Raw genomic sequence first — 16,412 nt, forward strand, 5'->3', positions numbered from 1 at the left:
CGGTTTTGTTTTTTGATTATATTTCAGAATGTTCTGCTTCCTTACTCTATATTTCTTATTATTTTTTGTAAACTACAGGTAAGATTTCATTGCTTCTTAGCCCATACTTCTTTATTTCTTCTTCAGAAAATTTCTGTGAATAGAAGTTGATATCTGTTTCAAATCCTGCATTTTTTAAACGCTCAAAATAATCCATCCCGTACCAGCGAACGTGATCGTACTGCCCGAAATGTTTCTGGCGTTCCTTTGGATCTTTGATGGTGAAGTCTTCATAGGTTTTTTCCAATGAATTTTTCATCGGAACCTGAAGAATCCCCCATCCGCCGGGTTTCATCACCCTGTATAACTCACTCATTGCTTTTGCATCGTCTTCAATATGTTCCAGAACATGATTACAGAAAACGATATCAAAGCTCTCATTTTCGAAAGGCAAATCCAAAATATCAGCCTTTACATCAACAATGGGCGAATATAAATCTGCAGATATATAGTTCAGATTGCTCATTCTCTTGAACTTTCTTAAAAATTCCTGTTCGGGAGCAATATGCAGAACTTTATAGTTTTTAATGAAAAAATCGGTCTCATTCTGAAGATACAGCCACATCTGGCGGTGTCTTTCCAGACTTAAGGTTCCCGGAGAAAGAGCGTTTTCTCTTTGTTTTCCATAGCCATAAGGCAGAAATTTCCGGTATGATCTTCCATCGATAGGATCATAAAATTCATCTCCTTTGAAAAACTGATAAATAAGCGGTCTTGCCCAGATACTCATTTTTATAAGCATTGGACGTGGAATTTTATTCAGTAAAAGCTTAGTTATCTTTTTCATTAAAAATCCAGTTGGAAAGGCTTTTCTTCGTCACTTACGATCCCTAATGCTTCATACACATAATCAAATGTAGAAAGCAATACCGGCTTACCGTTGATTACCGCTACATCATGCTCAAAGTGTGCAGATGGAAGGTTGTCTAATGTAGTTACTGTCCAGCCATCGCTATGGAATTTTACTTTTTCAGTTCCAAGGTTAATCATTGGTTCAATAGCAATTGCCAAACCGTCTTTGATTACTTTTCCGCTTCCCTGTCTTCCATAGTTAGGAACTTGTGGATCTTCGTGCATCTGTCTTCCCAAACCATGTCCTACAAGCTCTCTTACAACACTATATCCTTCTTTTTCACAATGTGCCTGAATCGCGTGAGAGATATCCCCGATTCTTTTTCCTCTGATACATTGCTCAATCCCTTTGTAAAGAGATTCTTTTGCCACTTTCAATAGTTTTTTAACTTCCGGCTTTACTTCACCAATTTCAAAGGTATAAGCGTGATCTCCTACAAACCCGTTCAGAATTACTCCACAATCTACAGAAAGAACATCTCCTTCTTTTACCACTTCATTATTCGGGAAACCATGCACTACCTGCTCATTTGGAGAAATACACAGTGAGTTCGGGAAACCTCCGTATCCTAAGAATGCAGGCTGAGCCCCATGATCTTTAATAAAATCATGAGCTAATTTATCTAAATATAAAGTCGTAATTCCCGGTTTAATCTCTTTTGCCAACATTCCCAATGTTTTAGAAACCAATCGGGCGCTCTCCTTCATCAGACGTAATTCGTCTATTGTCTTTAATTGAATCATTGTTTTAATTTACCAATGTATTAATAAATCAGTGTAACAATATGATTATTCTATGGTTACACTGTTAAATTGTTATATTTTTATCTTACCAGAAAAGTCCTTTTTTCTTTTCTTTTTTAAGTTTTGAATAGGCCAAAACTTCTTTTCCTTCTACACGGAACTCAATTCTTTCCTGAATGATGTTATAGATTTCACCCCATCCCGGAAATCCACCAATATTTCTGTCGTCAATGAACCAATCGGCATCCAATTTTCTGGATTGAGTGGCAGAATCAAAAACTTCTCCTTCGAAGCTTGAGTTCACTGCATAAAATTCCACTCCATTTTTTTTACAGAATTCTACTGCTTCATCTAACGTTTTTCCGTGTCTGTATGTCCAAAGAATCAATCTGAATCCTTCTGCCTGTAATCTTTTCAAGGTTTCGAAAGCGAAGATCTTTGCCTTACCAATTCCTGGGTAAGCATCATCAACAATAGTTCCGTCAAAGTCAACAGCAATCTTTTTATTATTTAACATTTTGTTCTTTTTTAGCTTTGCAAAGATAAGAAATAAAAAGAGTGCCCAAAAGAAAGGCACTCAATACTTTTATAATTTAAAATAATAATATGGGCTACTAGCTCTTAACCCAGTTAAACTGGAACTGAAGATCCGGAGTAGAAACTCTGTCTGTGATCTTCTGTAGTCTTGCTGGAAGCTTCATCAGATATTCCTGAGCTTTTTCTGCTTTTTCTGTAAGGCCTTTTACGTGCTCAATCTTCCATTCATCTAACAGGTCTTTCATAATGTTGATATAATCCTGGCCTGTATATACCATACATCTTTGTGCAGCATCTGAGAAATGTCCCCAAAGCTCACCAGCCTTCTGTCCTGATTGTCTCATCAGGTGAGCCGGCATTACAATTTTCTTACGCATCATATCTTCGAAAGCAAGGATCATTTCTGATGGGTCTATTTCAAGGATTTTAGCAACAAAATGTTTGTATGCTTTTGCGTGTCTTGCTTCATCTGCAGCAATTACACCACACATTTTAGCTAACTTACCATTTCCGGATTGTTTTGCTAATGTCCCTACTCTTCTGTGAGAAATATTGGTTGCTGTTTCCTGGAAACTTGTATAAATAAAGTTTCTGTATGGATCCATACTTGTTCCCAAATCGAATCCATCATTAATAAGATATTGAGTGGTGATTTCCACTTCTCTCATATTAACTCTACCACATAGATAAAGGTATTTATTTAATAAGTCTCCGTGTCTGTTTTCTTCTGCAGTCCAGGCTCTCACCCAGTTTGCCCAGCCTAATTTTTCTTCCTGATTAATACCGTCAACACCCATTAACCAAGATTCATACGAAGGAAGAGCTTCTTCCGTAATACAATCTCCGATTAGCGTTACAAACAGATCATAAGGCATTTCACGGGCAAAAGTCTGAATTTCTTCAAGATCATGTTTAAACTCTTCGCTTGAAGGATCTGGTAAATAATCAGAAGGCTGCCAAATCTTCTCAATTGGCGTTAAAAATTTATCAAGAAAAGAACCTACTTCCTTTTCCAATATTCCCATTACTTCTTTCCTAACAAGCTTTTGATACATTTTTATATTCAGTTTTTAATTAACAAAGATATGATTTATTTATTATTTAACGCATAATAAAGTATGCAACTCATACCTTATCTGACATAAATCATAAAAAAATGCCGATATATAAGTATAACGGCATTTTTTTAACAATATTATTGAATTTTAGCTAACTAAAATATCTCCTGTCATGGCTTTTGGTATTTCAACCCCCATTACATTAAGGATTGTAGGCGCTACGTCACCCAGTTTTCCAGGTTTTAGGTTCCATGTATGGTCTTTATCCATAACAATAAAAGGAACCAGATTCGTTGAGTGCTGTGTATTAGGTGTTCCGTCAGGATTCAACATAACATCTGAATTTCCGTGGTCCGCAAGAATGAATACTGCATATCCGTTTTCATAAGCAGCAGTGGCTACTTTTTCGATGCATGCATCAACTGTTTCAGCAGCCTTCACAGCAGCTTCAAACACCCCTGTATGTCCTACCATATCCGTATTGGCAAAGTTCAGACAAACAAAATCCGCAGTACCTTGCTCCAGTTCCGGAACAATAGCATTGGTAATATCATAAGCTGACATTTCAGGTTTTAGATCATAAGTAGGAACGTCTTTTGGACTTGGACACAACAATCTTTTCTCTCCATTGAATTCTTCTTCTCTTCCTCCTGAGAAGAAGAAGGTAACGTGAGGATATTTTTCTGTTTCTGCAATTCTGATCTGAGTTTTACCATTCTTCTCAAGTACTTCACCCATTGTTTCTGTTAAAACATTCTCATCAAAAACAACCTGAACATTCTGAAACGTTTTGTCATAATTGGTTAATGTAATATAATAAAGGTTCAGTTTGCGCATAGAATAATCAGGAAAATCTTTCTGAGAAAGCACTTCTGTAATTTCTCTTCCTCTGTCTGTACGGAAGTTGAAGCAAATTACCACATCATTTTCAATAATTTTTGCTACCGGAACAACATTTCCTGTAGCTGTTGTATTGACTAAAATGATTGGCTTAAGGAATTCATCTGTTACGTTATGGTCATAGGAAGCACGGATAGAGGCCAGAGCGTCTGTACTCTGCTCTCCTACTCCTTCTACAAGGGCATCATAAGCTAATTTCACACGTTCCCATCTTTTGTCCCTGTCCATTGCGTAGTATCTTCCTACAACGGTAGCCAGTTTCCCGGTAGTTGCTTCCATGTGGTTCTGAAGCTCTTCAATGAAACCTAATCCGGAATGTGGATCACAGTCTCTTCCGTCTGTGAATGCATGTACAAAGACATTTTCATCCAATCCAAATTCTTTGGCAGCAGTCAATAATCCTTTTAAGTGATTGATATGGGAGTGTACTCCTCCATTGGAAACCAATCCGATGAAATGTACTTTTTTATTTTCTTTTTTAGCGTATTCAAAAGCATCCTGAATTACTTTTTCCTGTCCAAGAGTACCGTTTTCAACCGCCATATTCAGTTTTACCAGGTTTTGGTAAACAACTCTTCCGGCCCCAAGGTTCATGTGACCTACTTCGGAATTCCCCATCTGTCCGGCAGGAAGACCTACCGCTAAACCACTTGCTTCAAGGGTTGTGTGTGGAAATTTTTGATAACAGCTATCTATAAATGGTGTGTTTGCTTTGTCTATTGCAGAAACGTCCGGGTTTGTTCCCAATCCCCATCCGTCAAGGATTGCTAATATTGCTTTTTTTGACATTTTGTAAAACTTTAGTACACAAATTTACCTAATTTCCGATGAATAGAAGAATTTGGAGTTCTGAATTTTATGTATTCAGAGGAAAATGAAAAAATCTGTGTTCTCTTCAAAATCTTTGAGCTCTATTATTCTCGCAGATCTTGCTGATTTCGCAGATTTTAAAATGTGGATGATTATAGATTTCAACTTCTGGCTTCAACTCTAATTTTTAAACCAGCTATTAATTTTATAAGTAAACTTATTTGATTTTACATTTTCTATTTTGATATTCTGTCCTTTTTCCACTCCTTTTACATTAGCTTCCTGATTCCAGTTTCCTTTGGTAAACTTAAATTGCGCTGGTAAATATATTTTTAAAGTAAGGGTTCTTTCAAGATCGCTTTTCCTTTCCATTTTAACTGAAGATGCACTCCAGCTCCCCAACCCTTTCTGGTTTCCTGCGATATAAACCTCATCATTTTTATCAGGAACATTTACTAATAATGTTACCGTTGAAGGCTCCCCTGAAAATTCCTGGAAAAAATCATCATATTTTAAATTCTTTTCTTTTGCATACGACTGAATATAAGAATCCAGAAAGCCACTTTCTTTTAAAAATAAAAATGGGTCTTCAATGTTTAAAATATCATGTACTGCTTGTTGTTTATCGGTTTGTTTATTAAAATAGGCTTCACATATTTTGTATCCTATCCAATATCCTAAATCATTGGGTCTGTCATCTTTTTTGGAGGTCCAATAAAACCAGTCTCTTAAATCATCACTTTTATATCTTGTTACGAATTCTTTGTATAATTTGTCTGAATTTGCTTCACCATACTGAAATGCTTTTACATTCATTGGTTCTCCGGAAACAAATTCTGCTATAAAATCAGCTCCACCTTCTGTTAAAGCTTGTTTCAATAAAGTTTCTCCGCCTTTATTATTTTGCTGAAAATGAATCATTTCATGAACAATAAGAGGTACAACTCCATCCAGATTTTTAAACAATTCTGTTCCGATTGAGATTCCTTCATTGGAAGAATTTCCGCCCGTATTCATTCTGCCATACACGAAATAAACGGTTGAGAATTTAGCTTTTGGATACCAATATTTTAAAGCGCTGTAACTTGCTTTTAGTTTTTTATCTTTTGCCCCAATTCCATCTAGCACATGTCTGGTTTTAAGATATTCTTCTTTATTTTTTTTCACTGTTGCATACAGAGAATCTGCATTAATGATACGATTCCTGATAAAACTTTTTACTCCCGGTGAACCATTTTCTATGTATTCTATAAAAGGATTGGTAGTGGAAGTTTCCATTTTATCAAAGGCTTTCCAGAAGTTTTGTACATCTTTCGTTTCTAAAACTGCGTTTAGAGGATCTTCTGCAAATTGAGCATTCATCATTCCAAAAGCCAACAAAGAAAGCAGTATAAGGTGATTGGTTTTCATTTTAGTTTTTAAGGTTAACGGTCAAAAATATAAAATATTATATTGAGTTTCGGTCTCTCTTCCTTTTCTAAACTAAAAATATTTCTCTAATATGGATTGATAATTTCAGGCTTATTTCCTCTATAAATTCATAATTCTTTTTTAATTTTGCTGTATGGACTTACGTGATCAACTGAAGAATCTTTTTCCTGAACATGAAGAGCAGGATTTTGAAATGCCTGAAGAAGAATTCAAGCAGAAAGAACCATTGGTATGCAAATTTGAGAAGAAAGGCAGAAACGGCAAACCTGTAACGATTGTTGAAGGCTGGGAAGGCAGTGAAGAAGACCTTAAAAAAATCTCAAAGAAAATAAAAACCACCTTAGGAATAGGCGGTTCTGAAAAGGACGGGACGATTATCATTCAAGGTGACAACCGTGATAAAATAATGGCTATCCTTAAAGATATGGGTTATAAAACCAAACGTGTTGGCGGATAGATCTAGAAATAGATCTGGGTTTCCGGCAGTAAGGTTTTTAATTTTTCAATTTTAGATTTTTCTATAGGATTTCCTGTAAGAATTAGTGTTTTCATGTTTTTAAGCTGACTGATTTCTTCAGGAATATCTTTCAGATTATTGTTAGCCAGATTCATGCTGACCACGTTCTTTAATCCTTTTACTTTAGATGAGATTTCTGTAATATTATTATCACTTACATTCAGAAATTCAAGTTCCTGAGCTTTAAATAGATTTTCAGGAAGTCTGCAGATAGCATTCTGCTGTAATTCGAGATATTTTAATCTTTTTGGAAATGAAAGGTTTCCCATGTCATTGATCTGATTGTTGGCCAGATTTAAGAATTTCAGACTTTTGATCTGAAACAACCGGTCCGCAATAAAACTAATTTGATTTCCCTGTAAATTTATTTCTTCTAAGGTGGGTATTTCCATTAGAGCTTCAGGAAAAACATTAAGGTTATTGGCATCAAAGTGAACCACCTTAAGATTTTGAAGCTTTGCAAGATTTGGATTAATACTTGTCAGACTGTTCAGATTCATAGAAAATGTAGTCAACTTTTTAAGCTGGCTGATTTCATCCGGGATGTACTTGATGCTGTTTTCATTTACATTCAAAAATTCAAGTTCTTTCAATGTAAAAAGCTCCTGATCCATTTTTTCTAGCTTATTGGCCATCATATTTAAAAAGAATAATGAATCCAATTTTATAATTTGAGGCGGAATATTAAACAATCCTTTTTCTCTGAAACTCATACTGTAAACAGCCTTCTTACTGTCCAGAGCTTCTTCCATATTGGTGAAAGTAGGATATTTAACAGGATCAATCTGAGCATTGACCTGAGAAAGTGATAAAAAGGAAATAAGTAAGAAAAACTTTTTCATATGAAGATGTTTATTATTTTTTTAATGCCCATCATCACAGCACCTTAATCTGCATGTGTCTATTACGGCAATTTTATAAACAGAAATGTCTGCCGACAACAAATGGTATCGGCAGACAGGAATTATAAATACTTTTACTTCTTTAAAAGTTTTACTGTTTTCTGGAATCCTCCTTCTGCTTCAATATTCAGAATTAAAACTCTGGATCCTTCCAATTGAGGTGTAAAATCCAGGTCTAATGCCTTGTTTACGCCATTGAATTTCTTGGTATAGACAATTTTCCCGTCTATACTGTAAGCAGTCACCGAAATATCTTTTAAGCCTTTTGGTGAATTGATTTTCACTATTCCTGAAGTAGGATTCGGAGCCACGGTTACTGTGTTTTCAGCAGCTGTATTTTCAGTTGTTCCTAAAGAACCTTGTGTTCCGAGATTTCCTTTAAGTGCAATTACTACAGTAGCAGATTTTCCTCTATAGTCAATTGTATTTCCTGTAGCATCAATATCAGTAGAGATGGTAGAATCCGGATGTTGGATAGAGAAGAATCCGAATTTATGATCTGGTGTAAACGTTAATCCTGTAGGCTCAGATCCTGCAGGCATTGAAGCAAATAATTTCACTTTCGGATTAGCCTGTGTATGATCCGGAGCAATGACCCAGATATAGTTTTTACCACCATCCTGAAGTACCCAAAGGTTTCCAAGTTCGTCAAAAGTAAGGTTGTCATTTCCATCTCCCCAAGCTTCAGATTTTGTTCCCTGTGTTGTTTCGAAAGAGTATACGGAGTTGGCTCCACCCACGAATGTTTCCACCTGAGAAGCGGTTGTTCCATTATCCTGTAAACGATACACTCTATCTAATCCTTTTGCTGTAAAATAAATCTTACCATCCAGAGGGCTGATATCCACATCTTCTACTCCATTAAATCTTGTTCCTCCTAATGATTGAGCAAGGTTTGCTGTGTTATTTTGGTCTGCTTTTGTTTTATTAGGAACCTGAATCCATGTTGCTGTAGTTCCCACCGGATCTCCTGCTGCTGTTAATCCCTGATCTAATTTTAATACATAAAGATTTCCTGAAGCCAGATTGTTTGGCGTATCCATCACATATTTATACACCATGTGTGTACCACCATCTTCTCCGTAATATGCAGTAGTTCCAGCATTATTGATAACCACATTTTCATGGTTCATGATTCCCATCTGCCATAATTTTCCTTTAGAACCATCTGTATTCTTAGAAATCACCTGTGCTGTTGCGGGATCAATTTCTACCAGCCATCCGTAATCTTTGTATCCGTCACCATTTATGTCATTAGCCGTTACAGATTCTTCTGCTGTTACTACCGTTCCCCAAGGAGTAATTCCTCCCGAACAGTTTCTGATTGTCTGTACCAAGCTAGGATCTGAGAAACTTACCGCTCTTGATTTTGTTAACTGCCAAAGTTTTGTAGACGCGTTATAATTTATCTCAGCCATCGTTACTCCGCCAGGGTTTGTTTCGTGGTTTACGGAAAGGTATCCATTTGTACTGCTTCCCGATTTGCCAACATATGCTGTAAAATCGTTCTGCCCGCCTACTAGCCCGCCTCCTTCAGTATAATTATCACCTTCTTTCAGAATAAGCTGATATTTGTGTTCACCAGGAATGATAAGTTTATTGGTTTGTGCCGTAGGAACAATGGAAGTGAAACAGCTAATATGTGATCCGTTACATACAACAGGCGGAAATGTCGTGTTAGGTTTTGTTTTCAGATAAGCATCAATTCTAAGATCTGAACTGCCAACACTTCGGTTATGTAATTCAATAGAAATTCGGTTAACACCATTGATGAATTTTGATTTTGGAATAGAGAAAATATTATAAACATTTTCTGCAGCATTGTCAATTGTTGTACTGGAAAAAGTATTGAATGTAATGGCCCCGGCAGGCATATTATCTCTTATTACTTCCTCTCCGTTAAGATACACTACAATCCCATCATCTCTCATTACTCCAAGTTCCATGTTGTCTGTAAGTGTGGCAAGATCCACCGTAATATCTTTTGCAAAATACGCTGTAACCAATCCTGTAGTACCTCCGTGAATGGTCGTAGTAACAGGATCACCATATCCTAATGGTGCATTACCAACAGGCCAGGAAGAGATGTCATAGTTTTGGGTTTTCCATGCATCAGGTTGTGCCTGATCCAAGTCTTTATAACTCCAGGACGTCCCCTTGTCAAAAATAATGGTCTGCGCCTGAACAACCGATCCGGCAAATAGAGCTAAAGCCCCAATTGTTAGTAGTTTTTTCTTCATTTTTAATTTGATTTATTAGACCTTGCAAAACTATTTTTTCAAGATGATCTTCCTGTTAATAGGATTTTAAATATAGACAGGAGAATATTAATTAATTTAAAACCTAATGTTAAGGAGATTAAGTTTCTGTTAAATTGTGGAAATTCTTCTTTGTAATGCATGAGTTGCTATGGTGAATATTCTTATTCCATACACAAAAAGACCTAACAGGTTTTAGAAACCTGTTAGGCTTAAATTAGATATCCAAGAAAAGCTGTAGCTCAACTTCTGTATCCCGAAAATCTTCTACTTTGCTTTACTCACATCCGTAAGAGCATTCAGAAAAGCAATTATCTGGTTCATTTCTGTTGTGGTAAGGTTTAATTTATCCGAAGCAAGTGTCTGGTTTTTCATCTTGAGTCCCAATCCTTCTCCACCGCCTTCATTATAGAAATCAAGAACCTCTTCTAAAGTATTGAAAGCTCCGTTATGGAAATAAGGTTTTGTAAGGGCTATATTTCTTACCGTAACTGTTTTGAAGGAGTAGTCATAGATCCATGATTTTTCCTTTTTAACTGGGCTGTTTCCTCTTCCAGGATCCTGATCCAGCTCTATAGGAAGCTGTTTAATTGGTTTTGCAGTTATCCCCAAAACTTCAGACTCATTTTCATTAAAAAATGGTGGTACAAGCCCTGAAAAATGAGGTACAAAATGACAGGTGGCACAATTGGCTTTTCCCATGAACAGATTGAATCCTTTTTTCACATCATCCGAAACATTTTTTTCATTTCTCATAAAACGGTCAAAATCACTATCAAAAGAATATAATGAAGCTACATAGGAACTTAATGCCTTTGAAAAATTTTCTTTATTGATCTTACCGTCTTTGAAAGCGGTACGGAATGCTTTTTTATACTCAGGTTTTGTCTTTAACTTTTGAATGATCCTTTCATAGCTTGTATTAAACTCATCTTCATTATAAATAACGTGTTCAGCCTGCTGTTCAAGATAAAAAGCACGCAAATCATAGAAAAACCTTTTGGCAAAAACCGCATTATATAAAGACGGTGAATTTCTCAACACTGTTTTTCCTTCTACATTACTTGGAGACTTTGCCTTAAGGTCTGTAAAAGCATTTTCCTGAAGATGGCAGGTTGCACAGCTCATTTTCCCATTGCCACTTAAATTCTGATCATAGAAAATTGATTTTCCCAGATCTCGAAGATCCGGATTATCTTCTGAAGACTTCAATAAGGTATAAAAATAGGGATCTAAAAAATCACTACTGAAAAGGTTTTTATTATTGACATTCCATCCTGAAAATTCCTTCAGATCATCAGGCCTTCCATCCCATTTTCCTAATTCTTCATACAGTGGCTGAATATATTTTTTGTAAAACTCAATTCGGTCAAAGGTTTCAAAATCTTTATTTTTTGAAAGATAACGAATCGCTTCCGTTAAGGTCTGATCTGCTTTTTGGCTATTATAGTTTTTAAAATACGGATCATCATTGATATATTTCTGCATTCCGGAAAGCGCATGACCGGCTTCTTCGGAAATATTCAGAGAACCCGGAGTATCAAAGCCCGTCACTCCCAGAGCGTAGATCCTGATCAGTTCTATGCGCAAAGGCAATGTTTTATTGTTTCCTTTGCTCATTCCATTTTTCATGGCGCTCAGATAGAATCCCGAATAGCTGTTGTATAAAAAATCGGTAATGGTCTTGATCTTTTCCTTTTCATCCGCAGCTTCGTCCGAAAACACGAGTTCATCTAATACCTGCAGCCCTTCCGGAGGCAGTGTATATGCTGATGTTCCCGCAGCTTCAATATGAAATAAAGGCGCTGCATTGAGGTGGGTTTTGGTGAATTCAGGATAATGATAGGCAATATAAAATTCAATTTCCTTAAAAGAATTTCTTGTATTTTTTAATGATTCCTGCAATTCTTCTAGAGTAATACGGTCTTCAGAGAACTTACGAACATCAGACTTTAATTGTTCGAGCTTACCTTTAAAATCTGACAACCCTTTATTAATAAATGTATTTTCACTTTCTTTACCCCGGTAAACAGGATTAAAAGACATTACTGCAATTCCTATTAAAAGGATGACAATAAGCAGTGGATAAGATCTCATGAATTTTTATCCGCAAAACTATTAATATGATGTTATCTCAATTTTAATAGCAGATTAAATAATGTTTATATTTTTGATACAATATTTTTCACTAATTTTAAACCCCGAAATCAGATTCATTATTCTTTAAGAAACGGGTTATTCTAAAATACCGTTAAAATAATGGCGAGTGGTTATTGGGAGAGGATTTTTTTAATTAAATTCAACACATCAAAAATAAAATAGGAGTATGAAAACAAAATTATTGTTTGCTGTTACAGCCAGTTTCCTTTCTCTTACAGCATTTTCCCAAAAGAAAAAGCAGGCAGATAAGCCCGCAAAACAACAGGAAATGGCGATATATGCTGAAAAAAAGGGAATGACTATTATCTGGTCCGTCTGGAACAGGATAAGCCGGTACCTAATGTGTATGTATATTCTAACGGAATAACCAAACCTTACAAAAGCTATGCGGAACTTAAAGACGTTGTCATGGAATTTCCGGGAATGATGTCTTCTAATAATTCGACCAAAGAAGAATTGGTTTCTATTCTTAAAAAAGATAATCATTTTTATGAGATTACTTCCCAGAGAAAAGATCCTAAAAACTTTGAAAAGACAGTAGTTACCGTCTATGAAGTAATGGACGGACAAAAAGGATTGTTGAGGAATACGATTCGATCTATCAACTTATGGCTTCACCTTATAAAGAGGCAATTTTCATCAATTAAAAACAAAAAATATAAATTATGCTAAACAAACTTGCTGCTTCAGAACTTATTCTGAATGAAGACGGAAGTGTATACCACTTGAATCTTTTACCTGAAGATATTGCTGATAAAATCATCCTTGTGGGTGACCCGGACAGAGTAGCAAAGGTTTCAAAATATTTTGACACCGTAGAAATCAAAAAAAACAAAAGAGAATTTTATACGCATACAGGAACATTGCGTGGAGAAAGAATCACCGTAATGTCTACAGGTATCGGAACTGAGAACATCGATATCGTAATGAACGAACTGGATGCCCTGGTAAACATCGATCTTAAAAATAAGGAGTTCAAAACAGAGCACAAAGCCCTTGAATTATTCCGTATGGGAACTTGTGGAAGTGTGAACCCTGATGTACAGGTTGATAATATGCTGGTAACTCAAAACGTAGTTGGATTAGATGGTTTAATGCACTTCTACCAGGACTACAGCTTTGAAAATGAGTTTTCAAGAAGCTTTATGGAAAGATTCCCTTACGAAAAAATCAAGCCTATGCTTTATTTCTCAGACTGGGCAGAAGAAATGGGTGAATATTATAAAGATGCCAAATACCACGGAAACACAGCAACATTCCCAGGTTTCTATGCTCCACAGGGAAGACAGCTTCGTCTAAAGGCTGTAGATGATCAATTCCTTGAAACATTGAATGATCTTGGAGTCACCAACTTTGAAATGGAAACCTCTGCGATCTATGCATTTTCAAAATTATTAGGTCACAAAGCAATTACCGTAAATAACGTAGTGGCTAACAGAAGACGTGGAGAGTTCTCTACAGACCACCACAATTCTGAGAAAAACCTGATCACTTGGGTTCTTGACAGAATTATTAAATAAATGCCATTTCTATTGGATACAAGCCTTTGAAAATTATTTTCAGGGGCTTTTTTATAGTTTTTTGCTAAAGCCAATGGAATCTTGATAAAAAACGGGCTATCCTCCGATTATTCTCAGGACTGTAAGTTTCTATTGAATTTATAATTTTGCTGATTGTGAAGATTTCATTTTTTCTTCTTTATGAAACTTAGCTTCTTCAATTTTCTTAATGGTTCAAATTAATTATTCTCATGAAATTTTTGTGGATCTGGGTATTTAAAAATATATTCTAACTCTGAAACCACTTTTGAAGATAAAATTTTCTTTCCCTTTATTACTTCCACCTCTTCCCTGTCTTGTATGCCTTTTTGAGCATTGATAACCTGAGCTTTTGATGGATGTAACAAAGCTGTTACATTATACAATTTTGATTTTGCTTCATTGTCGATCATTTTTAAGAGAATACCTGCAATATCTTTGTAATGGATATGGTTAACTGCAGAATCAAGATTACTCACATTATAATTTTTAAGAAGTCTGTGATCTCCCATCAGGCCGCCTAGTCTCAGAATATTTACCTGTGGGTATTTGCTTCTAAGCATTCTTTCGCCTGAAACTTTTTCAACGGGAATATCATCTTCGATAAATTCTTTTTCAATATCCGGATAAACTCCGGTGGAACTCATTAAAAACATTTGTCCTTTAAAATCTCCGATAAAAGATGATAAATTCTGAATTCTGTTGTATAGTGAGCTTACGCAGCAACTTTTCTCTGAAATCGGAATGGTAATAATTAGAACATCCAGATGATCCATTATCTCCCATTTAAAATAAGGCTCAGAAAGCTGATAATCCGGAAAATTAGAAACTATGGCATGTATCCCTTTATCATTAAGTTCTTTTGCTTTTTCATCAATTGTTGTGGTTGCAAAGATTTCATATTGATCTGAAATGGATGCTGCTACTCTGGCTCCCAGCCAGCCGTACCCTATAATTCCTATTTTTTTCATATTTTGGATGAGGATTGTGTTGATAATATTTCATTCAAGCCGGACATGAGCTGTTTCTTTTTTTCTTCATTCAAATGAAAACAGGTTTGAACAGCCTCCGGAATATGTTTTGCTTTATCTTTCAGCAATATTCCTTTTTCTGTAAGGTTGATACGGACTACTCTTTCATCATGCAGACTTCGGGTTCGGGTCAAAAATCCGTTCTTTTCTATTCTTTTTAACAAAGGAGTTAACGTCCCATTATCCAAATGAAGATGTTCACCAATCTTACCGATATTCATTTCTCCATTTTCCCACAACACCAGCATTACGAGGTATTGAGGATATGTGAGTGATATTTCATCCAAATAAGGCTTATACAGTCCTGTAATATATCTTGAAACAGCATAGGTCTTAAAGCATACGTGTTCTGACAGAGCAATCATAATTTATTTTTAAAAGGCAAAAATACTCAATTTATTTTGTGCACAATATTTTTGCTTAAAATATTATTTTTCAATTAATTTGTTCTCTTTAAAATTTTTGTATACAAATTCTGACTACACTTTAGGGTATATTTACAGGGATCCAGACATTTTTTTTAAAGGTTCAATTTTATCAATTCTCTTTTTTATTAATTTAGCAAAAACCTAATAACTATAAAAACTAAGATTGAATATGAAAACCATACAACAAACAGGTGATCGTAAACTGTCAGAATTATCCGTTGAAGAGCTTAAGACTGAGCTCAAAAAACGAACAGCACTGCTTCTTTTCTTCTGTATCATTTTAGGAATTATGCTTGTGGCCTGCCTCTATGTAACCATCAAAAAAGGAATAGGTTCTTTGACTTATATGCCTATCGCTTTTCTTCCTATTTTTTTAATCATCTGGAAAAACCAGAAAAATGTGCGTAACGAAATTAAGTCTCGTCAGTCTAACTAAAAAAAGTTTTACAAAATGCATGATACCTGTTTAAACTGCAATCAACCTGTTACGACCAAATACTGCGGCCATTGTGGTCAAAAAACCAGTACTCACAGATATTCTTTAAAACACTTTATTGAACATGATTTCATTCATGGAGTATGGCATGTGGACAAAGGAATCCTGTACACGATAAAAGAATTATTTACAAGACCTGGAAACAGTGTAAGAGAATATATTCTGGGCAAAAGAGTAAATTATTTTAATTTTGTTACCCTTTTATTATTAACAGCCACCATTTCATCAATACTTTCTCATTATTCCAATATGGACTACAGTGCTTTGGTTTCTGATGATCAGAAAGCGATGATGAGTTCTTTCCAGGAATTTATGACCACTTATTTTAAAATTTTTCTGCTGCTTTCTATCCCTTTCAACTCAATTTTCAGTTATCTGTGGTTTCTAAAAGCTGGATTTAACTACTCTGAACACCTTGTTCTTAACGCTTATAAAACAAGTGGAGATATGATTGCTCTATTGGTATTTACCCTCATCACTTTCTTGTTTAAGAACTCTGCTGCTGTTATCTCAATTTATTTTATGGCATTTACTGTATTTAGTCTTGCCTATGGATTGTGGTTTTATGTGCAGTTTTTCTCTCAATCCGGATATTCTAAAGGATCTATACTTTTCAGAAGTCTGATGATTCCTGTTTCATTTATAATCTTTCAGATAATCGTTGGGTATGTTTGGGCTATTGTAGCTTCTATTTTGCATACACACTCATAA

17 protein-coding genes are annotated in these 16,412 nt (G+C 35.5%); 6 read left to right on the forward strand and 11 right to left on the reverse strand.

Translation table 11 applies throughout. The features are described 5' to 3' along the window. Window positions 1-58 precede the first annotated feature (58 nt). From H5J24_RS11540 to H5J24_RS11565, 6 genes are all read right to left on the reverse strand, one after another. Complete coding sequence (locus H5J24_RS11540) at window positions 59-826, reverse strand: class I SAM-dependent methyltransferase (protein WP_068943069.1); 768 nt, start codon at window positions 824-826, stop codon at window positions 59-61. Continuing rightward, entirely contained in the window at window positions 826-1,635 is an 810-nt protein-coding gene (gene map / locus H5J24_RS11545; RefSeq protein WP_232816315.1) for a type I methionyl aminopeptidase, read from the reverse strand. Before map ends, H5J24_RS11540 begins: the two co-directional genes overlap by 1 nt. Window positions 1,636-1,720: 85 nt before the next feature. Further along, on the reverse strand, window positions 1,721-2,152 hold the full coding sequence (locus tag H5J24_RS11550; protein WP_068943067.1) for a BT0820 family HAD-type phosphatase: 432 nt from the start codon (window positions 2,150-2,152) through the stop codon (window positions 1,721-1,723). A gap of 97 nt (window positions 2,153-2,249) precedes the next feature. Next, a complete protein-coding gene (locus tag H5J24_RS11555) occupies window positions 2,250-3,227 on the reverse strand; it encodes an acyl-ACP desaturase (RefSeq protein WP_068943066.1) in 978 nt (325 codons plus the stop codon). 150 nt (window positions 3,228-3,377) lie between these two features. Then, window positions 3,378-4,919 (reverse strand): 2,3-bisphosphoglycerate-independent phosphoglycerate mutase, encoded by a 1,542-nt coding sequence (gene gpmI / locus H5J24_RS11560; RefSeq protein WP_068943065.1) that lies wholly within the window; start codon window positions 4,917-4,919, stop codon window positions 3,378-3,380. A gap of 201 nt (window positions 4,920-5,120) precedes the next feature. Next, window positions 5,121-6,350, reverse strand: a complete 1,230-nt coding sequence (locus H5J24_RS11565; protein ID WP_068943064.1) for a DUF2268 domain-containing putative Zn-dependent protease — start codon at window positions 6,348-6,350, stop codon at window positions 5,121-5,123. Between the two features lie 154 nt (window positions 6,351-6,504). Between H5J24_RS11565 and H5J24_RS11570 the strand changes: the two genes are divergently transcribed. Beyond that, window positions 6,505-6,828, forward strand: coding sequence for a translation initiation factor (locus H5J24_RS11570; RefSeq protein WP_068943063.1), 324 nt, complete (start codon window positions 6,505-6,507; stop codon window positions 6,826-6,828). 2 nt (window positions 6,829-6,830) lie between these two features. On the opposite strand, the gene H5J24_RS11575 is transcribed toward H5J24_RS11570, so the two are convergent. The 3 genes from H5J24_RS11575 to H5J24_RS11585 form a co-directional block, all read right to left on the reverse strand. Beyond that, window positions 6,831-7,730: a leucine-rich repeat domain-containing protein gene (locus H5J24_RS11575; RefSeq protein WP_068943062.1), complete on the reverse strand. Its 900-nt coding sequence runs from the start codon at window positions 7,728-7,730 to the stop codon at window positions 6,831-6,833. Between the two features lie 134 nt (window positions 7,731-7,864). Further along, on the reverse strand, window positions 7,865-10,030 hold the full coding sequence (locus H5J24_RS11580; protein WP_068943061.1) for an alkaline phosphatase PhoX: 2,166 nt from the start codon (window positions 10,028-10,030) through the stop codon (window positions 7,865-7,867). Window positions 10,031-10,315: 285 nt separating this feature from the next. Further along, on the reverse strand, window positions 10,316-12,145 hold the full coding sequence (locus H5J24_RS11585; RefSeq protein WP_068943060.1) for a cytochrome-c peroxidase: 1,830 nt from the start codon (window positions 12,143-12,145) through the stop codon (window positions 10,316-10,318). Window positions 12,146-12,374: 229 nt separating this feature from the next. Here H5J24_RS11585 and H5J24_RS11590 point away from each other — a divergent pair, with 229 nt between their 5' ends. Genes H5J24_RS11590 through H5J24_RS11600 form a run of 3 tightly spaced genes read left to right on the forward strand, consistent with a single transcriptional unit; the run spans window position 12,375 to window position 13,728 of the window. After that, window positions 12,375-12,575, forward strand: coding sequence for a hypothetical protein (locus tag H5J24_RS11590; protein ID WP_232816316.1), 201 nt, complete (start codon window positions 12,375-12,377; stop codon window positions 12,573-12,575). After that, a complete protein-coding gene (locus H5J24_RS11595; RefSeq protein ID WP_232816317.1) occupies window positions 12,551-12,880 on the forward strand; it encodes a hypothetical protein in 330 nt (109 codons plus the stop codon). The genes H5J24_RS11590 and H5J24_RS11595 overlap by 25 nt, the downstream gene beginning before the upstream one ends. Continuing rightward, window positions 12,874-13,728, forward strand: coding sequence for a nucleoside phosphorylase (locus H5J24_RS11600; protein WP_068943058.1), 855 nt, complete (start codon window positions 12,874-12,876; stop codon window positions 13,726-13,728). Before H5J24_RS11595 ends, H5J24_RS11600 begins: the two co-directional genes overlap by 7 nt. Window positions 13,729-13,946: 218 nt before the next feature. Here H5J24_RS11600 and H5J24_RS11605 read toward each other — a convergent pair whose 3' ends face one another. Beyond that, window positions 13,947-14,717: a Rossmann-fold NAD(P)-binding domain-containing protein gene (locus tag H5J24_RS11605; protein ID WP_068943057.1), complete on the reverse strand. Its 771-nt coding sequence runs from the start codon at window positions 14,715-14,717 to the stop codon at window positions 13,947-13,949. Beyond that, entirely contained in the window at window positions 14,714-15,142 is a 429-nt protein-coding gene (locus tag H5J24_RS11610; RefSeq protein ID WP_068943056.1) for a MarR family winged helix-turn-helix transcriptional regulator, read from the reverse strand. The genes H5J24_RS11605 and H5J24_RS11610 overlap by 4 nt, the downstream gene beginning before the upstream one ends. Window positions 15,143-15,374: 232 nt before the next feature. On the opposite strand from H5J24_RS11610, the gene H5J24_RS11615 reads away from it, so the two are divergent. Then, the gene (locus H5J24_RS11615; protein ID WP_068943055.1) at window positions 15,375-15,641 is read left to right on the forward strand and encodes a hypothetical protein; all 267 of its coding nucleotides are present in this window, start codon (window positions 15,375-15,377) and stop codon (window positions 15,639-15,641) included. Between the two features lie 15 nt (window positions 15,642-15,656). Continuing rightward, on the forward strand, window positions 15,657-16,412 hold the full coding sequence (locus H5J24_RS11620) for a DUF3667 domain-containing protein (RefSeq protein WP_068943054.1): 756 nt from the start codon (window positions 15,657-15,659) through the stop codon (window positions 16,410-16,412).

It is taken from the genome of Chryseobacterium capnotolerans, from assembly GCF_021278965.1.
In the GTDB taxonomy this organism is placed as follows: Bacteria; Bacteroidota; Bacteroidia; order Flavobacteriales; family Weeksellaceae; genus Chryseobacterium; species Chryseobacterium capnotolerans.

Bases quoted from the DNA above. Each gene is read 5' to 3' on its own strand.
- H5J24_RS11540 (WP_068943069.1), bottom strand. From the start codon at position 826: ATGAAAAAGATAACTAAGCTTTTACTGAATAAAATTCCACGTCCAATG.
- map (WP_232816315.1), bottom strand. From the start codon at position 1,635: ATGATTCAATTAAAGACAATAGACGAATTACGTCTGATGAAGGAGAGC.
- H5J24_RS11550 (WP_068943067.1), bottom strand. From the start codon at position 2,152: ATGTTAAATAATAAAAAGATTGCTGTTGACTTTGACGGAACTATTGTT.
- H5J24_RS11555 (WP_068943066.1), bottom strand. From the start codon at position 3,227: ATGTATCAAAAGCTTGTTAGGAAAGAAGTAATGGGAATATTGGAAAAG.
- gpmI (WP_068943065.1), bottom strand. From the start codon at position 4,919: ATGTCAAAAAAAGCAATATTAGCAATCCTTGACGGATGGGGATTGGGA.
- H5J24_RS11565 (WP_068943064.1), bottom strand. From the start codon at position 6,350: ATGAAAACCAATCACCTTATACTGCTTTCTTTGTTGGCTTTTGGAATG.
- H5J24_RS11570 (WP_068943063.1), top strand. From the start codon at position 6,505: ATGGACTTACGTGATCAACTGAAGAATCTTTTTCCTGAACATGAAGAG.
- H5J24_RS11575 (WP_068943062.1), bottom strand. From the start codon at position 7,730: ATGAAAAAGTTTTTCTTACTTATTTCCTTTTTATCACTTTCTCAGGTC.
- H5J24_RS11580 (WP_068943061.1), bottom strand. From the start codon at position 10,030: ATGAAGAAAAAACTACTAACAATTGGGGCTTTAGCTCTATTTGCCGGA.
- H5J24_RS11585 (WP_068943060.1), bottom strand. From the start codon at position 12,145: ATGAGATCTTATCCACTGCTTATTGTCATCCTTTTAATAGGAATTGCA.
- H5J24_RS11590 (WP_232816316.1), top strand. From the start codon at position 12,375: ATGAAAACAAAATTATTGTTTGCTGTTACAGCCAGTTTCCTTTCTCTT.
- H5J24_RS11600 (WP_068943058.1), top strand. From the start codon at position 12,874: ATGCTAAACAAACTTGCTGCTTCAGAACTTATTCTGAATGAAGACGGA.
- H5J24_RS11605 (WP_068943057.1), bottom strand. From the start codon at position 14,717: ATGAAAAAAATAGGAATTATAGGGTACGGCTGGCTGGGAGCCAGAGTA.
- H5J24_RS11610 (WP_068943056.1), bottom strand. From the start codon at position 15,142: ATGATTGCTCTGTCAGAACACGTATGCTTTAAGACCTATGCTGTTTCA.
- H5J24_RS11615 (WP_068943055.1), top strand. From the start codon at position 15,375: ATGAAAACCATACAACAAACAGGTGATCGTAAACTGTCAGAATTATCC.
- H5J24_RS11620 (WP_068943054.1), top strand. From the start codon at position 15,657: ATGCATGATACCTGTTTAAACTGCAATCAACCTGTTACGACCAAATAC.